The 20572-nt window shown below is 38.6% G+C and carries 11 protein-coding genes, 2 tRNA genes and 6 rRNA genes; 16 read left to right on the top strand and 3 right to left on the bottom strand.

Features of this window, described 5'->3' with window-relative positions; genetic code table 11:
- Positions 1 to 11: 11 nt before the first annotated feature.
- Positions 12 to 1256 carry a DUF1015 domain-containing protein gene (locus ACWJJ7_RS11490; RefSeq protein ID WP_462962240.1) on the top strand — a complete coding sequence of 415 codons (1245 nt, stop codon included), beginning with the start codon at positions 12 to 14 and terminating at the stop codon, positions 1254 to 1256.
- 183 nt (positions 1257 to 1439) lie between these two features.
- Entirely contained in the window at positions 1440 to 2267 is an 828-nt protein-coding gene (locus ACWJJ7_RS11485; protein WP_462962239.1) for a tRNA threonylcarbamoyladenosine dehydratase, read from the top strand.
- Between the two features lie 130 nt (positions 2268 to 2397).
- Here the strand turns inward: ACWJJ7_RS11485 and ACWJJ7_RS11480 are convergent, their stop codons facing one another.
- Entirely contained in the window at positions 2398 to 3591 is a 1194-nt protein-coding gene (locus ACWJJ7_RS11480) for a class I SAM-dependent methyltransferase (RefSeq protein WP_462962238.1), read from the bottom strand.
- Between the two features lie 177 nt (positions 3592 to 3768).
- Between ACWJJ7_RS11480 and ACWJJ7_RS11475 the strand changes: the two genes are divergently transcribed.
- From ACWJJ7_RS11475 to ACWJJ7_RS11455, 5 genes are all read left to right on the top strand, one after another.
- Entirely contained in the window at positions 3769 to 4710 is a 942-nt protein-coding gene (locus tag ACWJJ7_RS11475; protein WP_462962237.1) for a GNAT family N-acetyltransferase, read from the top strand.
- Positions 4711 to 5247: 537 nt separating this feature from the next.
- A 16S ribosomal RNA gene (locus tag ACWJJ7_RS11470) occupies positions 5248 to 6773 on the top strand.
- A gap of 263 nt (positions 6774 to 7036) precedes the next feature.
- Positions 7037 to 9979 (top strand): 23S ribosomal RNA (locus ACWJJ7_RS11465).
- 116 nt (positions 9980 to 10095) lie between these two features.
- Positions 10096 to 10212: ribosomal RNA gene (gene rrf / locus ACWJJ7_RS11460) — 5S ribosomal RNA — on the top strand.
- Together the 16S, 23S and 5S rRNA genes with 1 tRNA gene alongside form the textbook arrangement of a ribosomal RNA operon.
- A gap of 5 nt (positions 10213 to 10217) precedes the next feature.
- A tRNA-Phe gene (locus ACWJJ7_RS11455) sits at positions 10218 to 10293 on the top strand.
- Positions 10294 to 10343: 50 nt separating this feature from the next.
- On the opposite strand, the gene ACWJJ7_RS11450 is transcribed toward ACWJJ7_RS11455, so the two are convergent.
- Positions 10344 to 11018 (bottom strand): uracil-DNA glycosylase, encoded by a 675-nt coding sequence (locus ACWJJ7_RS11450; RefSeq protein ID WP_462962236.1) that lies wholly within the window; start codon positions 11016 to 11018, stop codon positions 10344 to 10346.
- A 210-nt stretch (positions 11019 to 11228) separates the two neighbouring features.
- Here ACWJJ7_RS11450 and ACWJJ7_RS11445 point away from each other — a divergent pair, with 210 nt between their 5' ends.
- From ACWJJ7_RS11445 to ACWJJ7_RS11415, 7 genes are all read left to right on the top strand, one after another.
- Positions 11229 to 12104, top strand: coding sequence for a YitT family protein (locus ACWJJ7_RS11445; protein WP_462962235.1), 876 nt, complete (start codon positions 11229 to 11231; stop codon positions 12102 to 12104).
- Between the two features lie 247 nt (positions 12105 to 12351).
- The gene (locus ACWJJ7_RS11440; protein WP_462962234.1) at positions 12352 to 12570 is read left to right on the top strand and encodes a DUF3892 domain-containing protein; all 219 of its coding nucleotides are present in this window, start codon (positions 12352 to 12354) and stop codon (positions 12568 to 12570) included.
- Positions 12571 to 12828: 258 nt separating this feature from the next.
- Positions 12829 to 12951: a hypothetical protein gene (locus ACWJJ7_RS11435; protein WP_263492430.1), complete on the top strand. Its 123-nt coding sequence runs from the start codon at positions 12829 to 12831 to the stop codon at positions 12949 to 12951.
- Between the two features lie 172 nt (positions 12952 to 13123).
- A 16S ribosomal RNA gene (locus tag ACWJJ7_RS11430) occupies positions 13124 to 14649 on the top strand.
- Positions 14650 to 14912: 263 nt separating this feature from the next.
- Positions 14913 to 17855, top strand: a 23S ribosomal RNA gene (locus ACWJJ7_RS11425).
- A 56-nt stretch (positions 17856 to 17911) separates the two neighbouring features.
- Positions 17912 to 18028 (top strand): 5S ribosomal RNA (gene rrf, locus ACWJJ7_RS11420).
- A gap of 6 nt (positions 18029 to 18034) precedes the next feature.
- Positions 18035 to 18110 (top strand) — tRNA-Lys (locus ACWJJ7_RS11415).
- Positions 18111 to 18139: 29 nt separating this feature from the next.
- On the opposite strand, the gene ACWJJ7_RS11410 is transcribed toward ACWJJ7_RS11415, so the two are convergent.
- Positions 18140 to 18715 (bottom strand): response regulator, encoded by a 576-nt coding sequence (locus ACWJJ7_RS11410; RefSeq protein ID WP_462962233.1) that lies wholly within the window; start codon positions 18713 to 18715, stop codon positions 18140 to 18142.
- Between the two features lie 479 nt (positions 18716 to 19194).
- Between ACWJJ7_RS11410 and ACWJJ7_RS11405 the strand changes: the two genes are divergently transcribed.
- Positions 19195 to 19848: a potassium channel family protein gene (locus ACWJJ7_RS11405; protein ID WP_462962232.1), complete on the top strand. Its 654-nt coding sequence runs from the start codon at positions 19195 to 19197 to the stop codon at positions 19846 to 19848.
- Positions 19845 to 20504 (top strand): potassium channel family protein, encoded by a 660-nt coding sequence (locus ACWJJ7_RS11400; RefSeq protein WP_462962231.1) that lies wholly within the window; start codon positions 19845 to 19847, stop codon positions 20502 to 20504. The genes ACWJJ7_RS11405 and ACWJJ7_RS11400 overlap by 4 nt, the downstream gene beginning before the upstream one ends.
- Positions 20505 to 20572 lie beyond the last annotated feature (68 nt).

Below are 20572 nucleotides of genomic sequence, written 5' to 3'. Positions count from 1 at the left end.
GAGGGATAATCATGGCAATAGTAAAATCATTTAAAGCATACAGACCGCAATTGGATTTAGTAGAGAAAGTAGCAGCTCTTCCTTATGATGTTATGGATAGTATTGAAGCTAGAGAAATGGTAAAAGGAAAACCTTATTCATTTCTACATGTTGATAAACCAGAAGTAGATTTACCACAAGGGATAGATACCCACAGTGAGCAAGTTTATTTGAAAGCTAGAGAAAATCTTCAAAAAATGATTAGCGATAAAGTTTATATGCAAGATGAAAAACCTTGTATGTATATTTATAGACAAATAATGAATGGAAGACCTCAAACTGGTATAGTTGCTTGTGCTTCAATTGATGATTATATAAATGATGTAATTAAAAAACATGAGCTAACAAGAGCGGATAAAGAGCTTGATAGATTTAATCATGTTGATTATACAAATTGTAATACTGGACCAATATTTTTAACATATAGACATAAAGATGAAATAGATAGTATAGTTAAAAATTGGACAGAAACAAAAATACCAGTATATGATTATAAATCAGAAGATGGAGTATCACAAATTATTTGGGTTATAGATGAAGAAGCAATCATAAATAAGCTAGCAGCTGTATTTGCTAAAACAGATTATTTATATATAGCTGATGGACATCATAGATCAGCTTCAGCTGTTAAAGTTGGGCTAAAGAGAAGAAAAGATAACCCAGCATACACTGGTGATGAGGAATTTAATTTCTTCCTATCGGTTATATTCCCAGACAATGATTTATATGTAATGGATTATAATAGGGTTGTTGCAGATTTAAACGGAAATTCTTCAGAAGATTTTTTAAATAAAGTTACTGACAAATTTGATATAACCCCATATGAAGGTAAAGGCCAATTTAAACCAGAAGTGCAAAGAACATACGGAATGTTCTTAGATGGAAAATGGTATAAACTAGCGGCTAAAGAAGGAACTTTTAATATGAGCGATCCAGTAGAAAGATTAGATGTGTCAATACTTCAAAAGAATTTACTAGAACCAATTTTAGGTATTGATGATCCGAGAACAAATTCAAGAATCGATTTCATAGGTGGAATAAGAGGACTGGGGGAATTGGAAAGAAGAGTTAAAGAAGGAATGAAAGTTGCATTTTCTATGTGTCCTACAACTATGGATGATTTGATGGATATAGCAAATGCGGGGAAAGTAATGCCTCCTAAATCAACTTGGTTTGAACCTAAATTGCAAAGTGGAATATTTGTTCACGAACTATAATCTAAAATAAGGGTAAAAGTAGAACTGTTGAAATATTTAAAAAGACCACGCATATGCGTGGTCTTTTTAAATATTTAGGGTATAATTAAATTATAGAATGGATTTGTTTTATTAATAAATTTTATAATATGGAAACATATAATATACTTGCAATAAGATATATTTCAAAGGAGAGAGAAACATATGCCACAGCATTCATTGTCAAGAACAGAGTTACTCATAGGTATGGATAGTTTAAATAAATTACGAGAAAGTAAAGTAGTAGTTTTTGGAATAGGTGGAGTTGGGAGTTATACAGTTGAAGCACTAGTAAGAGCAGGTGTTGGAAAATTGGTATTAATAGATGACGATACAATTTGTTTAACAAACTTAAATAGACAAATACACGCTACATTTAAAACTATAGGCAAAAGTAAGGTTTTAGTAATGAAGGATAGAATACTCGAAATAAATCCTAAATGTGAAGTTATCACTCATGAAACATTTGTAACTGCAGAGAATATGGGAGATATAATTACCGAGGATACAGATTATGTAGTAGATGCTATCGATACAGTAGCTTCAAAAATATCATTAGTTGAACACTGCAGAAAACGTAATATCAATATTATATGCTGTTTGGGGACTGGAAATAAATTAGATCCAACGCTATTTAGAGTCGCAGATATTTATGATACAAAAGTATGTCCACTTGCAAGGGTTATAAGACAGGAGCTAAGAAAGAGAAATATTGATAGTTTAAAGGTTGTTTACTCAGAGGAAACCCCTATGAGGCCAAACTTAGACGAGGTTATAACATGCAAAGAAGGTTGTGTATGTACAGGAGGTTCAAAAAAGTGTGCTATGAAAAGACAAATTCCAGGTAGTATATCTTTCGTTCCTCCAGTAGCAGGAATGATACTTGGTGGAGAAGTTATTAAGGATTTAATTAAATCATCTCCTGCGGAGCTGAACAGCTTCGAAGAAGATGAATTAACGACTCCAGAAGGGGATTTATACTCCAACCTATAGAAGTGGGAGACTTTCCTTCTGAAATGTCGTTAAAAAGAAAAATTAATATTATGGGGATGAACAAAGATAAGAGTGGAAATTAATTCACTCTTATTTTTGTTGAAAATTATTTATGTAAATATGTTTACCATTAATTCAAAAACGAATATAACGCTGGATAAACATTTAAATTACTCATTAAAGATATATATTCATCCATAGCTGTATCATTTTCTTCAGTTGTCTTTATGGCTCTTATCATTAAATTTTTAGGCGTTTCAAGAGGAGATATATATTCCACTACAGAAACATCATATCCTTTAGCCTCTAGCATTAAAGAACGCATTCCATCTGTTAAAATATCGGCCATTCTTGATTTAAATACACCCTGCTTTAGTATGTTTTTAAGGGGTTCATAAGAATATTGTTTTAAAAGTTCTCGATGGCAGCATGGAACTGCAATGATTATATTAGAGTTTACTCTGATCCCTAGAGCTAATGCCATATCTGTAGCAGTGTCACAAGCGTGTAATGATAATACTACATGTATAGTTTTATCAGGTTCATAATCTTTAATATCAATAGCATGGAACTCCATATTCCTATAATTTAAGTTTTTGGCCATATTTTTAGATGAGTCTATTATAGGTTTAGAGTAATCTAGCCCAATAAAATGGCATTTTTTCTTTTTAACTTCAGTTAAATAATAGTTTAGTACAAAGGATAAATAAGATTTTCCACAACCGCAATCTAATATATTTATAACTTGATGTTGCGGGAGCTTATCTAAAATTCCTTCTAAGAGTTCTACATAGTGATCAATTTGATTATATTTTCTTATTTTATCATTTTTAATTTTACCATCTTTACTCATTATGCCTATTTCTTTTAGCAAAGCATCTGCACTACCGATCTTTATATAGTAATCTCTTTTCAAAAGGGTGGAGGTAGTTCTGCTAATATGTGTAGAGATTAATTTAGAAGAAATAGTATTTAAATCTTCATCCTCTACAAAATCCACATTTAAGTTCTTCATAGTTACATTTTTATTATCTGCAGAGATTAAAATTGAAGAACCTCTTTCACTATAAACTAGAGATGAGCATTCATAGCTTTCAGCTTCTTTAGTTATGTTTGAAAATAACTGATTTATACTCAAAGTTTCTGTTTTTCCATTAAAATTATATTTAATATTTCCACTATCATAAATACCTGTTCCTTTAAACTCTTTTAGACCGGTTATATAGGTAGTATCAATTTGTTTAAATATTGTACAGTTTTCAGAAAATCTATTTTCTAGGCCCATTAAAAAAAGTTTTAATTTATTAATATTTTGCTTATTCATTGTGGTCAAACCTTTCTTCTATAATTATTTTTAAACTATGCTACAAGTATAACAAAAATTTAAAAGCTATTGAAGAAAAATATAATATTATATTTGGTTATGTTATAATAAATGGTATGAAGAAAAGCAACTATTAAACTTTAATTAATGATTTTAGTGTAGATAAAGGGGCTTAAAATGAACAAAGGTAAGTACGTGAATTTAGAAGCTTTAAAAGGTAATGATAGAGAGTATATAATAAAGGATAATAATTATATTATACTAGGAAGGATATTTATAGTTGAATTAGATAAAAAAAATAAGTTTTGTCAGTTTAGATTGAAATTTCATAACCAGAATAATGGGGGTTATGAGTATTTAAAAGATACATTAAATCTTATGCTGGGTATTTTGTTTAAAAACATGGGATTAAACAAAGTAAATGTTATGGTTCATGAAAGTATAAATATAAGTGCTTTTATTGACTTAGGATTTCAGTTAGAAGGTATTATCACAGATAGTGTAGTAAATAAATCTGAATACCAATCAGAGATGATGTTTGGTATAAATGAGTTTGGATTTAAAAAAAATTCAATAAAAAGAGAACTTACAATTAAAGGAACAAATATTAAAATTCACGCATTAATTCCAAGTGATGCAGAAGACGTGTTGGAGTTTCATTTAAGAAACAGAAAATTTTTAAAGCCTTTTGAACCCTCTAGAGATGAGAGGTTTTATACTTTAGAGAGCCAAAAACGTACTTTAGTAGAGAGCTATAAACAATTTTTGAATGGTAATGTTGTGAATTTTGGGATATACAAGAATAACAACCTTATTGGGAAAATAAAGATATCGAATATAGTGATGGGTGGTTTTAAAAATGCATTTATAGGTTATTCTATGGATGAAAAGGAACAAAGTAAGGGATATATGAAAGAATCAGTTAAACTTGTAATGAAATATGCTTTCGAGGAATTAGAGCTACATAGAATAGAAGCTACTACTTTAATAGATAATGAAAAGTCACAAAGAGTTTTAAGTAGTTGTGGGTTTAAAGAACTTGGTATAAGTGAAAAACATTTATACATAAATGGTGAATGGAGAGATCAAATGGTTTTTTATAAGATTAAAAACAGTTAACTAACCTAATATGATTGAAATTTTCTTTATAACTAGAATGGCTATTTTTATGAATTTATGCGTTTAGGTTGAGTTTACGAGTATATGATATGTATACTAATCCTAGTGTATCAATATGAGAAAAACGTAGAATAAGTAAGAAAATAAGATTATTGTGCACTTATATTAAGGTAAGTAATATGCATCATAAAACAGATAAAAATAATTATGATAAGATATTACATGTTGCTACAGTTTAGCAGTAAGAAAGTAATCATTACAACAGAGAATTTAATTTAAAAGATTAAAAAAACTGTTGACAGATGGTTAAATAACTGGTAAAGTAGTAGAAGTCGTCACATGATGACAAAGCAAATTGGTCTTTGAAAATTAAACAGAGAAATAGGTAAAGATAGCGAAATAATATTTCGTTAAACCAGTTAATTACTTTAGTATAAAGTAAAATTTAGTCGTAAGACTAAAAGTATGTAATGAGCTTGCTAACCAACTTAACAGTTGTCGCAGATTAATCATTTCAACTAAAAAAGTGTAAACTTTTAAATTGAGAGTTTGATCCTGGCTCAGGACGAACGCTGGCGGCGTGCCTAACACATGCAAGTCGAGCGATGATTCGTCTCCTTCGGGAGACGTTGATTAGCGGCGGACGGGTGAGTAACACGTGGGTAACCTGCCTCAAAGAGGGGAATAGCCTCCCGAAAGGGAGATTAATACCGCATAATATGTTTTGGTCGCATGATCGAAACATCAAAGGATTTTTCTTCGGAAAATTCCACTTTGAGATGGACCCGCGGCGCATTAGCTAGTTGGTGAGGTAACGGCTCACCAAGGCGACGATGCGTAGCCGACCTGAGAGGGTGATCGGCCACATTGGAACTGAGACACGGTCCAGACTCCTACGGGAGGCAGCAGTGGGGAATATTGCGCAATGGGGGAAACCCTGACGCAGCAACGCCGCGTGAATGATGAAGGCCTTCGGGTTGTAAAGTTCTGTCTTCTGGGACGATAATGACGGTACCAGAGGAGGAAGCCACGGCTAACTACGTGCCAGCAGCCGCGGTAATACGTAGGTGGCAAGCGTTGTCCGGATTTACTGGGCGTAAAGGATGCGTAGGCGGACATTTAAGTCAGATGTGAAATACCCGAGCTTAACTTGGGTGCTGCATTTGAAACTGGGTGTCTAGAGTGCAGGAGAGGTAAGTGGAATTCCTAGTGTAGCGGTGAAATGCGTAGAGATTAGGAAGAACACCAGTGGCGAAGGCGACTTACTGGACTGTAACTGACGCTGAGGCATGAAAGCGTGGGGAGCAAACAGGATTAGATACCCTGGTAGTCCACGCCGTAAACGATGAATACTAGGTGTCGGGGGTCGAACCTCGGTGCCGCCGTTAACACATTAAGTATTCCGCCTGGGGAGTACGATCGCAAGATTAAAACTCAAAGGAATTGACGGGGGCCCGCACAAGCAGCGGAGCATGTGGTTTAATTCGAAGCAACGCGAAGAACCTTACCTAGACTTGACATCCCCTGCATAACCCAGAGATGGGTGAAGTCCTTCGGGACAGGGTGACAGGTGGTGCATGGTTGTCGTCAGCTCGTGTCGTGAGATGTTGGGTTAAGTCCCGCAACGAGCGCAACCCTTATCATTAGTTGCTACCATTAAGTTGAGCACTCTAGTGAGACTGCCCGGGTTAACCGGGAGGAAGGTGGGGATGACGTCAAATCATCATGCCCCTTATGTCTAGGGCTACACACGTGCTACAATGGTGAGTACAAAGAGATGCAAGACCGCAAGGTGGAGCCAAACTCAAAAACTCATCCCAGTTCGGATTGTAGGCTGCAACTCGCCTACATGAAGCCGGAGTTGCTAGTAATCGCGAATCAGCATGTCGCGGTGAATACGTTCCCGGGCCTTGTACACACCGCCCGTCACACCATGAGAGTTGGTAACACCCGAAGTCCGTGAGGTAACCGTAAGGAGCCAGCGGCCGAAGGTGGGATTGATGATTGGGGTGAAGTCGTAACAAGGTAGCCGTAGGAGAACCTGCGGCTGGATCACCTCCTTTCTAGGGAGTAGATGTATTGACTTCGGTCGATGCAATATCTATTGTAATTAATCGTACCTAGTTCTCTGTTTAATTTTGAGAGACTAATTTTAGTTAACTCTTAGGAGTTAGCTAATTAATAGTTTTTCTTAAAATGTTCTTTGAAAATTGCACAGTGAAAAAAGTTGTTTTAAAAAAATTAAAACTATGAAAATAGTTTATGAATTGATTTAATACAATTTCGCAAAATTAATATAACCGTCTATGTAAATAGACAGAATCAAGGTCAAGCTACAAAGGGCGCATGGCGAATGCCTTGGCACTAGGAGCCGAAGAAGGACGCGTTAAGCTGCGATAAGCTTTGGGTAGGCGCAAATAGCCTGTGATCCAAAGATTTCCGAATGGGGGAACCCACATAGTAACAACTATGTACTGCATACTGAATAAATAGGTATGCAGAGGTAGACCCGGGGAACTGAAACATCTAAGTACCCGGAGGAAGAGAAAGAAATATCGATTTCCTAAGTAGCGGCGAGCGAAAGGGAAAGAGCCCAAACCCAGGTCTTTGACCTGGGGGTTGAGGATAGATCATAAATACTGCAATTCCTTAATTGAAGATAGCTGGAAAGCTGCTCCGCAGAAGGTAATAGGCCTGTAAATGAAAAGGAAAAACAGTCAGATCTAATCCAGAGTACCACGAGACACGTGAAACCTTGTGGGAAGCTGGGAGGACCACCTCCCAAGGCTAAATACTACCTAGTGACCGATAGTGAAGAAGTACCGTGAGGGAAAGGTGAAAAGAACCCCGGAAGGGGAGTGAAATAGAACCTGAAACCGTGTGCCTACAACCGGTCGAAGCACTTTATATGTGTGACGGCGTGCTTTTTGTAGAACGAGCCAACGAGTTACGATATGTAGCAAGGTTAAGTACTTAAGGTACGGAGCCGAAGGGAAACCAAGTCTGAATAGGGCGTTGTGAACGCAAGTTCACGAAGTTGCATGTCGTAGACCCGAAACCGGGTGACCTATCCATGGCCAGGATGAAGCGGAAGTAAAATTCCGTGGAGGTCCGAACCACGTTGGTGTTGAAAAACCATGGGATGAGCTGTGGATAGCGGAGAAATTCCAATCGAACTCGGAGATAGCTGGTTCTCCTCGAAATAGCTTTAGGGCTAGCGTCGATTAATTGAGTAATGGAGGTAGAGCACTGAATGGGCTAGGGGCTGACAACAGTTACTGAACCCTATCAAACTCCGAATGCCATATACTTTTATTTCGGCAGTCAGACTGCGAATGATAAGATCCGTAGTCAAAAGGGAAACAGCCCAGACCATCAGCTAAGGTCCCAAAGTGTAAGTTAAGTGGAAAAGGATGTGGGATTTCTAAGACAACTAGGATGTTGGCTCAGAAGCAGCCACTCATTTAAAGAGTGCGTAATAGCTCACTAGTCAAGAGATCCTGCGCCGAAGATGTCCGGGGCTAAAACTTACCACCGAAGCTATGGGTGTACACAATTGTGTACGCGGTAGAGGAGCTTTCTGTACTGGCTGAAGTCATACCGTAAGGAGTGGTGGACGGTACAGAAGTGAGAATGTTGGCATGAGTAGCGAGAGTTAAGTGAGAATCTTAACGGTCGAAAACCTAAGGTTTCCTGAGGAAGGCTCGTCCTCTCAGGGTTAGTCGGGACCTAAGCCGAGGCCGAAAGGCGTAGGTGATGGACAATCGGTTGATATTCCGATACCACCAATGGACGTTATTAGAAATGGGATGACGCAGGAGGATAAGATGTGCACACTATTGGATGTGTGTCTAAGCATTTAGGCGGAGCAAGCAGGCAAATCCGTTTGCTCTTAACGCTGAGATGTGATGGGGAAGGGAATTTATTCCCGAAGTATCTGATTCCACGCTGCCAAGAAAAGTCTCTATCGAGGATATTGGTGCCCGTACCGCAAACCGACACAGGTAGGTGAGGAGAGAATCCTAAGACCATCGGAAGAATTGTTGTTAAGGAACTCGGCAAATTGACCCCGTAACTTCGGGAGAAGGGGTGCCTACGTAAGTAGGTCGCAGAGAATAGGCCCAAGCAACTGTTTAGCAAAAACACAGGTCTCTGCTAAAGCGAAAGCTGATGTATAGGGGCTGACGCCTGCCCGGTGCTGGAAGGTTAAGGGGATTACTTAGCGCAAGCGAAGGTATGAACTTAAGCCCCAGTAAACGGCGGCCGTAACTATAACGGTCCTAAGGTAGCGAAATTCCTTGTCGGGTAAGTTCCGACCCGCACGAATGGCGTAATGATTTGGGCACTGTCTCAACAACACATCCGGCGAAATTGTAGTGCAAGTGAAGATGCTTGCTACCCGCGATTGGACGGAAAGACCCCGTAGAGCTTTACTGTAGCTTAGCATTGAATTTCGGTATTGTCTGTACAGGATAGGTGGGAGACTGAGAAACATGGGCGTCAGCCTGTGTGGAGTCATCCTTGGGATACCACCCTGACAGTACTGAGGTTCTAACTGGAGGCCATGAATCTGGTCACAGGACATTGTTAGGTGGGCAGTTTGACTGGGGCGGTCGCCTCCAAAAAAGTAACGGAGGCGCCCAAAGGTTCCCTCAGCGCGGTTGGAAATCGCGCGAAGAGTGCAAAGGCAGAAGGGAGCCTGACTGCGACACTTACAAGTGGAGCAGGGACGAAAGTCGGGCTTAGTGATCCGGTGGTACCTCGTGGGAGGGCCATCGCTCAACGGATAAAAGCTACCTCGGGGATAACAGGCTGATCTCCCCCAAGAGTCCACATCGACGGGGAGGTTTGGCACCTCGATGTCGGCTCGTCGCATCCTGGGGCTGAAGTAGGTCCCAAGGGTTGGGCTGTTCGCCCATTAAAGCGGCACGCGAGCTGGGTTCAGAACGTCGTGAGACAGTTCGGTCCCTATCCGTCGCGGGCGTAGGAAATTTGAAGGGAGCTGTCCTTAGTACGAGAGGACCGGGATGGACAAACCTCTGGTGCACCAGTTGTCACGCCAGTGGCATCGCTGGGTAGCTATGTTTGGAAGGGATAAACGCTGAAAGCATCTAAGCGTGAAGCCCACCCTGAGATGAGATTTCCCATAACGCGTGTTTTTAACACAAGTTAGTAAGACTCCTGGAAGACCACCAGGTTGATAGGTTAGAGGTGTAAGCATGGTAACATGTTCAGCTGACTAATACTAATAAGTCGAGGGCTTGACCTAAATATATAATTAAAAGTAATGCGATATACTTCTTTCGTAAGAAAGAAGCAAGGCTTTGAGCGTGAGCGAAAAGACTAATTCACTGTGCAATTTTCAGAGAATATTTATATTCTCAATCTGGTGATTATGGCATGAAGGTAACACCCGTTCCCATACCGAACACGAAGGTTAAGCTTCAATGCGCCGATGGTACTGCAGGGGTGACCTTGTGGAAGAGTAGGTTGTCGCCAGGTAATGTGGCTGGATAGCTCAGTCGGTAGAGCAGAGGACTGAAAATCCTCGTGTCCCTGGTTCGATTCCTGGTCTAGCCACCAAAAACGTCTTAGATAATTCTAAGACGTTTTTTTTAATTGGAGTGATATATTTATAAATTTTCAATTTGCCAATCGATGTTTTTTTCGCCTACCGAAGTTAAAAAATTATTAGCATCAGAAAAAGGTTTACTATTAAAAAAACCTCTATATGCGGATAATGGGCTTGGGTGAACAGACTTTATTATATAGTGTATTGGATTTGTTACAAGAGATTGTTTTGTCTGAGCATTGTTCCCCCATAAAATAAAAACTATAGGCTCTGTTTTCTCGTTTAATAAAGCAATGATTTTGTCCGTAAAATGCTCCCAACCTTTATTTTTATGTGAATTAGCCTCTCCGGATCTAACAGTAAGAACGGTATTTAAGAGCAGAACACCCTGATCAGCCCATTTCTTTAAATAACCGTGATTAGGAATATAACAGCCTAAATCATTATTTAATTCCTTATATATATTTAATAAAGAAGGGGGAATGGGTACATTTGTTTTTACAGAAAAACTTAAACCGTGAGCTTGGCTAGGTCCATGGTAAGGATCTTGACCAAGTATAACAATTTTTACATCATTATATGCTGTATATTTAAGTGAATTAAATATATCCTGCACTTCAGGATATATTTGCGCCTTTTCATATTCTTCTTTTAAAAAATATCTTAATTTTAAATAATAGTCTTTATTAGATTCTTCAAATAAGAGCTCGTTCCAATCATTTACTAAATTATTCATAAAATCACCTCAATTAAGTGTAACATAAATGCATTTATTTTCATAAAATAAGTTGTTATTTTCATTGTATAAATTATAAAAATATAGGATGGTACTTCTGCTTGTTTTAAGTGTTAAATGGTATATAATAATAGAAGAAGATACAAAAATATATGGTACAAACCAATTAATAGCTGTTTTGTATTTCAGAGAAAGACAAGGAGATAGTTTATGAAAAGGGTATCTAGCACTGATTTTAAAGATTTATTTAAGAAAATAGTTCTTATTATTTTAGGCACTTTTATTTTAGCGGTTGCAATAAATTTATTTATAATTCCAAATAAGCTTCTTAGTGGAGGGCTTTCAGGAATAGGGCTAATGTTACAGTATATTTTCAATCTTCCAATGGGTATTACATTATTGATATTTAATATTCCACTTCTTATATTAAGTATATTAAAAATAAATAAAAAATTCACTGCATTTACGATATTGGGGACCATTTCGCTATCGGTTTGTTTAATGCTTACCTCATCTTTAAATAATGTTCTTGCTCCTGTTGAAGAATCTTATAGACTTCTTTACTGTATATATGGGGGAATACTTTCAGGTATAGGTACTGGAATTGTTTTTTCTAATGAAGGATCTACAGGTGGTATGGATATTATAGCTATATATGCTAAAAAGAAATATGGTATAGAAATAGGTATAATGAGCTTTACAATAAATTTCTTGATTGTAGCTGTTGGATCTGTATTATTTAATTTTAAAGTTGGATTATATACTCTGATTTCTATGTATATTACGGTGGCTGTTATGGAAAAAGTTATGAACGGATTAAACAGACGAAAAATGCTTTTAATAGTATCAGAAAAAGAAAAAGAAGTAAGTGATGCGATAATGAATAATTTTAATAGAGGAGTAACTATTTTATATGGAGAAGGTGCATATACTAAACATAGAAAAAATGTAGTGTATTGTGTTGTTTCATTGGGGCAACTACCACAAATTAAGAGATTAATAAAAGTTATAGACCAAGAAGCTTTTATTTCTATAATTGATATAGCTGAGGTCGAAGGTAATGGATTTAAAAGCCCTATAGGTTAATATTGCAGCTCCGTAGGAGATGATTTAATATAATAAAAGCATGTAATTAGTTACATGCTTTTATTATATTAAAAGGATAGTTAGTAAATATTAATTTATATGATTTGTAATAGTTTAGTAATAAAACAATGGTAAAAAGGGAAATACTAAATATGTGATGTAAAAGCTAACATAAAAAACAATATAGTATTAAAAAAATTTAGATGTTGAATTCTACTTATATTAATTAACGAGGAGATGTATTTTTATGAAGATAGTTAAGGTAAGAAAAAATGCAGATGGAGATATTACAAATGTATTAACTAGTACCGGTGAAGAATTAGATGTGAGCAAGGCAGTGGCTTTAGCTAAGAGGGGAACAGTAGAATCAGTAGTTGTTGGTAAAAATAGAAATGGAAATGATGTTATAAAGTCCTCACCTAATAATACCACAGAAGATAATTTAGATAATCTTCCTACTTTTTAGTATGAAAGGCGTAAGTCCTCTTTATTAAGTGTCTTATTAATATAGGGGCTTACATTTCATTTACAAATAATAGAATATAACAAGCATATTATTGAGTTAAAGAAGGTATACTATTCCTAGTGTGTCAGTATAAAGGAAACGTGATATGTAGGAGTATTATAAAGAATACTGTATATAATTGTAGTATTAAAGAAAAAAATTAAATATTATCTTTTTCAAAGATGATATTATATTAATTGTCGCTGCGGTTCAATAGTGATGAAGCAAGAAAGATTAAGAAGAATAACAGTTAAAAGAATTAAAAAAACTGTTGACAACTTAAGACATAACAGATATAATAGTAGAAGTCATCACATGATGACAAAGCAAATTGGTCTTTGAAAATTAAACAGAGAAATAGGTAAAGATAGCGAAATAATATTTCGTTAAACCAGTTAATTACTTTAGTATAAAGTAAAATTTAGTCGTAAGACTAAAAAGTATGTAATGAGCTTGCTAACCAACTTAACAGTTGGCGCAGATTAATCATTTCAACTAAAAAAGTGTAAACTTTTAAATTGAGAGTTTGATCCTGGCTCAGGACGAACGCTGGCGGCGTGCCTAACACATGCAAGTCGAGCGATGATTCGTCTCCTTCGGGAGACGTTGATTAGCGGCGGACGGGTGAGTAACACGTGGGTAACCTGCCTCAAAGAGGGGAATAGCCTCCCGAAAGGGAGATTAATACCGCATAATATGTTTTGGTCGCATGATCGAAACATCAAAGGATTTTTCTTCGGAAAATTCCACTTTGAGATGGACCCGCGGCGCATTAGCTAGTTGGTGAGGTAACGGCTCACCAAGGCGACGATGCGTAGCCGACCTGAGAGGGTGATCGGCCACATTGGAACTGAGACACGGTCCAGACTCCTACGGGAGGCAGCAGTGGGGAATATTGCGCAATGGGGGAAACCCTGACGCAGCAACGCCGCGTGAATGATGAAGGCCTTCGGGTTGTAAAGTTCTGTCTTCTGGGACGATAATGACGGTACCAGAGGAGGAAGCCACGGCTAACTACGTGCCAGCAGCCGCGGTAATACGTAGGTGGCAAGCGTTGTCCGGATTTACTGGGCGTAAAGGATGCGTAGGCGGACATTTAAGTCAGATGTGAAATACCCGAGCTTAACTTGGGTGCTGCATTTGAAACTGGGTGTCTAGAGTGCAGGAGAGGTAAGTGGAATTCCTAGTGTAGCGGTGAAATGCGTAGAGATTAGGAAGAACACCAGTGGCGAAGGCGACTTACTGGACTGTAACTGACGCTGAGGCATGAAAGCGTGGGGAGCAAACAGGATTAGATACCCTGGTAGTCCACGCCGTAAACGATGAATACTAGGTGTCGGGGGTCGAACCTCGGTGCCGCCGTTAACACATTAAGTATTCCGCCTGGGGAGTACGATCGCAAGATTAAAACTCAAAGGAATTGACGGGGGCCCGCACAAGCAGCGGAGCATGTGGTTTAATTCGAAGCAACGCGAAGAACCTTACCTAGACTTGACATCCCCTGCATAACCCAGAGATGGGTGAAGTCCTTCGGGACAGGGTGACAGGTGGTGCATGGTTGTCGTCAGCTCGTGTCGTGAGATGTTGGGTTAAGTCCCGCAACGAGCGCAACCCTTATCATTAGTTGCTACCATTAAGTTGAGCACTCTAGTGAGACTGCCCGGGTTAACCGGGAGGAAGGTGGGGATGACGTCAAATCATCATGCCCCTTATGTCTAGGGCTACACACGTGCTACAATGGTGAGTACAAAGAGATGCAAGACCGCAAGGTGGAGCCAAACTCAAAAACTCATCCCAGTTCGGATTGTAGGCTGCAACTCGCCTACATGAAGCCGGAGTTGCTAGTAATCGCGAATCAGCATGTCGCGGTGAATACGTTCCCGGGCCTTGTACACACCGCCCGTCACACCATGAGAGTTGGTAACACCCGAAGTCCGTGAGGTAACCGTAAGGAGCCAGCGGCCGAAGGTGGGATTGATGATTGGGGTGAAGTCGTAACAAGGTAGCCGTAGGAGAACCTGCGGCTGGATCACCTCCTTTCTAGGGAGTAGATGTATTGACTTCGGTCGATGCAATATCTATTGTAATTAATCGTACCTAGTTCTCTGTTTAATTTTGAGAGACTAATTTTAGTTAACTCTTAGGAGTTAGCTAATTAATAGTTTTTCTTAAAATGTTCTTTGAAAATTGCACAGTGAAAAAAGTTGTTTTAAAAAAATTAAAACTATGAAAATAGTTTATGAATTGATTTAATACAATTTCGCAAAATTAATATAACCGTCTATGTAAATAGACAGAATCAAGGTCAAGCTACAAAGGGCGCATGGCGAATGCCTTGGCACTAGGAGCCGAAGAAGGACGCGTTAAGCTGCGATAAGCTTTGGGTAGGCGCAAATAGCCTGTGATCCAAAGATTTCCGAATGGGGGAACCCACATAGTAACAACTATGTACTGCATACTGAATAAATAGGTATGCAGAGGTAGACCCGGGGAACTGAAACATCTAAGTACCCGGAGGAAGAGAAAGAAATATCGATTTCCTAAGTAGCGGCGAGCGAAAGGGAAAGAGCCCAAACCCAGGTCTTTGACCTGGGGGTTGAGGATAGATCATAAATACTGCAATTCCTTAATTGAAGATAGCTGGAAAGCTGCTCCGCAGAAGGTAATAGGCCTGTAAATGAAAAGGAAAAACAGTCAGATCTAATCCAGAGTACCACGAGACACGTGAAACCTTGTGGGAAGCTGGGAGGACCACCTCCCAAGGCTAAATACTACCTAGTGACCGATAGTGAAGAAGTACCGTGAGGGAAAGGTGAAAAGAACCCCGGAAGGGGAGTGAAATAGAACCTGAAACCGTGTGCCTACAACCGGTCGAAGCACTTTATATGTGTGACGGCGTGCTTTTTGTAGAACGAGCCAACGAGTTACGATATGTAGCAAGGTTAAGTACTTAAGGTACGGAGCCGAAGGGAAACCAAGTCTGAATAGGGCGTTGTGAACGCAAGTTCACGAAGTTGCATGTCGTAGACCCGAAACCGGGTGACCTATCCATGGCCAGGATGAAGCGGAAGTAAAATTCCGTGGAGGTCCGAACCACGTTGGTGTTGAAAAACCATGGGATGAGCTGTGGATAGCGGAGAAATTCCAATCGAACTCGGAGATAGCTGGTTCTCCTCGAAATAGCTTTAGGGCTAGCGTCGATTAATTGAGTAATGGAGGTAGAGCACTGAATGGGCTAGGGGCTGACAACAGTTACTGAACCCTATCAAACTCCGAATGCCATATACTTTTATTTCGGCAGTCAGACTGCGAATGATAAGATCCGTAGTCAAAAGGGAAACAGCCCAGACCATCAGCTAAGGTCCCAAAGTGTAAGTTAAGTGGAAAAGGATGTGGGATTTCTAAGACAACTAGGATGTTGGCTCAGAAGCAGCCACTCATTTAAAGAGTGCGTAATAGCTCACTAGTCAAGAGATCCTGCGCCGAAGATGTCCGGGGCTAAAACTTACCACCGAAGCTATGGGTGTACACAATTGTGTACGCGGTAGAGGAGCTTTCTGTACTGGCTGAAGTCATACCGTAAGGAGTGGTGGACGGTACAGAAGTGAGAATGTTGGCATGAGTAGCGAGAGTTAAGTGAGAATCTTAACGGTCGAAAACCTAAGGTTTCCTGAGGAAGGCTCGTCCTCTCAGGGTTAGTCGGGACCTAAGCCGAGGCCGAAAGGCGTAGGTGATGGACAATCGGTTGATATTCCGATACCACCAATGGACGTTATTAGAAATGGGATGACGCAGGAGGATAAGATGTGCACACTATTGGATGTGTGTCTAAGCATTTAGGCGGAGCAAGCAGGCAAATCCGTTTGCTCTTAACGCTGAGATGTGATGGGGAAGGGAATTTATTCCCGAAGTATCTGATTCCACGCTGCCAAGAAAAGTCTCTATCGAGGATATTGGTGCCCGTACCGCAAACCGACACAGGTAGGTGAGGAGAGAATCCTAAGACCATCGGAAGAATTGTTGTTAAGGAACTCGGCAAATTGACCCCGTAACTTCGGGAGAAGGGGTGCCTACGTAAGTAGGTCGCAGAGAATAGGCCCAAGCAACTGTTTAGCAAAAACACAGGTCTCTGCTAAAGCGAAAGCTGATGTATAGGGGCTGACGCCTGCCCGGTGCTGGAAGGTTAAGGGGATTACTTAGCGCAAGCGAAGGTATGAACTTAAGCCCCAGTAAACGGCGGCCGTAACTATAACGGTCCTAAGGTAGCGAAATTCCTTGTCGGGTAAGTTCCGACCCGCACGAATGGCGTAATGATTTGGGCACTGTCTCAACAACACATCCGGCGAAATTGTAGTGCAAGTGAAGATGCTTGCTACCCGCGATTGGACGGAAAGACCCCGTAGAGCTTTACTGTAGCTTAGCATTGAATTTCGGTATTGTCTGTACAGGATAGGTGGGAGACTGAGAAACATGGGCGTCAGCCTGTGTGGAGTCATCCTTGGGATACCACCCTGACAGTACTGAGGTTCTAACTGGAGGCCATGAATCTGGTCACAGGACATTGTTAGGTGGGCAGTTTGACTGGGGCGGTCGCCTCCAAAAAAGTAACGGAGGCGCCCAAAGGTTCCCTCAGCGCGGTTGGAAATCGCGCGAAGAGTGCAAAGGCAGAAGGGAGCCTGACTGCGACACTTACAAGTGGAGCAGGGACGAAAGTCGGGCTTAGTGATCCGGTGGTACCTCGTGGGAGGGCCATCGCTCAACGGATAAAAGCTACCTCGGGGATAACAGGCTGATCTCCCCCAAGAGTCCACATCGACGGGGAGGTTTGGCACCTCGATGTCGGCTCGTCGCATCCTGGGGCTGAAGTAGGTCCCAAGGGTTGGGCTGTTCGCCCATTAAAGCGGCACGCGAGCTGGGTTCAGAACGTCGTGAGACAGTTCGGTCCCTATCCGTCGCGGGCGTAGGAAATTTGAAGGGAGCTGTCCTTAGTACGAGAGGACCGGGATGGACAAACCTCTGGTGCACCAGTTGTCACGCCAGTGGCATCGCTGGGTAGCTATGTTTGGAAGGGATAAACGCTGAAAGCATCTAAGCGTGAAGCCCACCCTGAGATGAGATTTCCCATAATGCGTGTTTTTAACACAAGTTAGTAAGACTCCTGGAAGACCACCAGGTTGATAGGTTAGAGGTGTAAGCATGGTAACATGTTCAGCTGACTAATACTAATAAGTCGAGGGCTTGACCTAAATAAATAAAAAAGCGAATTCACTGTGCAATTTTCAGAGAATATTTATATTCTCAATCTGGTGATTATGGCATGAAGGTAACACCCGTTCCCATACCGAACACGAAGGTTAAGCTTCAATGCGCCGATGGTACTGCAGGGGTGACCTTGTGGAAGAGTAGGTTGTCGCCAGGTAAACATGGTTTACTAGCTCAGTTGGTAGAGCACATGACTTTTAATCATGGTGTCCGGGGTTCGATTCCCCGGTAAGCCACCAGAAAGCACTTCTTTATGAAGTGCTTTTTTTTATTTCCATTGTTCCGACATATTATGAAATATTTTGGATTTTTTTAATTCTCCTTGCCTACTATATACTATAGACATTAATTCATAAATCTCAGGGATACTTGGATCAGTGGATAAAACCACTTTTAAAGTATCTAATGCTTTTTCTAAGTTATTTTCATCTATTAAATATTTTATAGTAATTATTTGATGTTCAATGTTTTTATCATATGTATCATCTTCTGTCGTCAATTCATCAAGAATAGTTTTAATCTTATCTGTAGTAAAAGGCTTCTGTAAATAAGTAATTGCACCAAGTTTAGTACAATCCACTGCATTTTTAACTGTGGCAAAAGCTGTCATAATTACTACTGGAGCGGTTATTCCTTTAGTTCTAATTCTTTTTAGAACTTCTGTGCCGCTTATTTCGGGCATTTTAATATCTAAAAATATTAGATCTAGATGCTCGGTATCAATTAATGATAAAGCTTCATGACCATTAGTAGCCATCAAAACTTCAAAATTGTTTAGTTTAAGGTAAATGCCTAGCAACGTACGAATATTTTTTGTATCATCTACAACTAAAGCTTTTTTCATAGTAGCCCTTCTTTCCCAAGTGAAAAATTGTATTATTAAACATATAGAGCTATAATTTTAACACTTAATGGTGTAGAAATATAGCTTAATTTTAGTTGAGTAAGGCTTTCAAATAAAATAATAATCCTGATAATATTCTCATATATAGTTTAAGTAAGTTTATATACTTAATAGTTTATATACTTAATTATAAGATTAGTACTATGAGGAAAATGAAAGAAAACGAATATAAACAAAGAATGCAACTGCTAGATTTCCTAAATCACATATAACAAGTAGGAGAATGATTTTAGGGACAGTTATGCAAAGTTGCATTAGGTCCTATAATTGCTTAAAATATGCATATAGTATTTAAATTTAATAGTAAATTAATATTAACTCACTAAAATTTTAATATAAAATATTATATTTTTTTAGCATAGCATAAATTTAGCTATGTTACTGCTTTTTAAAAGAAATTTAAATAAGGAGAACATACTATGTATATTGTAATAATAGGTTGTGGTAGATTAGGTAGCGGACTTGCTATGGAATTGTCTAATGACGGCCATGATGTGGTAATAGTGGATAAACATGCGGAAAATCTGGATAGACTTAGAAGTGGATTTAATGGAATTAGAATTAAAGGAGTGGAGATAGATAATGATATATTAATAGAAGCTGGAATAGATAAAGCAGATATATTTTTGGCTATGACGCCAGCAGATAATATAAATATTATGGCTAGTCAAATTGCAAAGGAGATATTTAAGGTACCTAAAGTAATAGCTAGAATTTTTGACCCATCAAGGGAGTTTATTTATAGAAAATTAGGACTAGAAACTATAAGTCCAACTGAAGTAAGTATAAATATAATTAAAAACAAATTAATAGATAAAAAATCGGATACATTATTGATATTAAATAATGATATATCAATAGAGGAGATTACAATAAACAAACTTAAATTTAATGATGTTTTAGAAATAGAAGATAAGTTTAATTGTAGGATATGTGCAGTTTCTAGAAAGGGCGAACTTATTATACCAAATAAAAATAAGCTGCTGGAAAAAGGAGATAAAATAATTTGTAGCATAAATAAGGAGAATAAAGAAAAGTTAGTAAAGGAAATAATGAGGGAGAAACTTAGATGAGAGCAATAGTAGTTGGTGGTGGAAAGGTAGGGTACTACCTTGTTAAAGCATTAAAAGAAAAGAAACATCGAGTAGTGTTAATAGAAAAGAACACAAAAATTTGTGAGAAAATTGCTGAAGAACTTGAAGTAGATGTAATATGTGGGGATGGATCGGATGTTGAAGCATTAAAAGATGCGGATATAGAGCAAGCTGAAGTAGTAGCTGCAGTAACGGGAAAAGATGAGGAAAACTTGGTAATATGTCAGATGGCTAAAGTGAATTTTAATATTAATGAAACAATAGCTAGAATCAACAATCCTAAAAATACAGCAATTTTTGAGGCACTAGGAGTAGATAAGACTGTATGCAGTACACAAGTAATTTGTAATTTGATAGAGGGAGAATTTAATAGTGAGCCACTGAAAATTATAGAAAGCATAAATAAAGGAGAAATGACATTAATAGAAGCAAAAATAGATGAAAAAAGTGCATGGAAAGATAAATCTGTAGGACAGTTAAGAATACCTAAGGAATGTGTAATACTATCAATAATAAGAAGTGGGGAAGTAATTTTCCCAAGAGGCTGCATAGATATAAAAGAAGGTGATAAAGTATTTATTATCACAAATACAGATAAAAAGAATGAAGTAGAAAAATCTATAATTGGGGGGTAAATACATTATGACTAATAAAAAAATTATAGGCGGAGTAATTACAGAAATAGGATATACATTAACATTTT

Source organism: Clostridium sp. CM042, assembly GCF_055080995.1.
The sequence above is the reverse complement of the archived record's forward strand: the minus strand, read 5'-3'. Positions and strand labels throughout refer to the sequence as shown.

Coding starts and splice junctions, on each gene's coding strand:
- ACWJJ7_RS11490 (WP_462962240.1), top strand. CDS start 12: ATGGCAATAGTAAAATCATTTAAAGCATACAGACCGCAATTGGATTTA.
- ACWJJ7_RS11485 (WP_462962239.1), top strand. CDS start 1,440: ATGCCACAGCATTCATTGTCAAGAACAGAGTTACTCATAGGTATGGAT.
- ACWJJ7_RS11480 (WP_462962238.1), bottom strand. CDS start 3,591: ATGAATAAGCAAAATATTAATAAATTAAAACTTTTTTTAATGGGCCTA.
- ACWJJ7_RS11475 (WP_462962237.1), top strand. CDS start 3,769: ATGAACAAAGGTAAGTACGTGAATTTAGAAGCTTTAAAAGGTAATGAT.
- ACWJJ7_RS11450 (WP_462962236.1), bottom strand. CDS start 11,018: ATGAATAATTTAGTAAATGATTGGAACGAGCTCTTATTTGAAGAATCT.
- ACWJJ7_RS11445 (WP_462962235.1), top strand. CDS start 11,229: ATGAAAAGGGTATCTAGCACTGATTTTAAAGATTTATTTAAGAAAATA.
- ACWJJ7_RS11440 (WP_462962234.1), top strand. CDS start 12,352: ATGAAGATAGTTAAGGTAAGAAAAAATGCAGATGGAGATATTACAAAT.
- ACWJJ7_RS11435 (WP_263492430.1), top strand. CDS start 12,829: ATGAAGCAAGAAAGATTAAGAAGAATAACAGTTAAAAGAATTAAAAAA.
- ACWJJ7_RS11410 (WP_462962233.1), bottom strand. CDS start 18,715: ATGAAAAAAGCTTTAGTTGTAGATGATACAAAAAATATTCGTACGTTG.
- ACWJJ7_RS11405 (WP_462962232.1), top strand. CDS start 19,195: ATGTATATTGTAATAATAGGTTGTGGTAGATTAGGTAGCGGACTTGCT.
- ACWJJ7_RS11400 (WP_462962231.1), top strand. CDS start 19,845: ATGAGAGCAATAGTAGTTGGTGGTGGAAAGGTAGGGTACTACCTTGTT.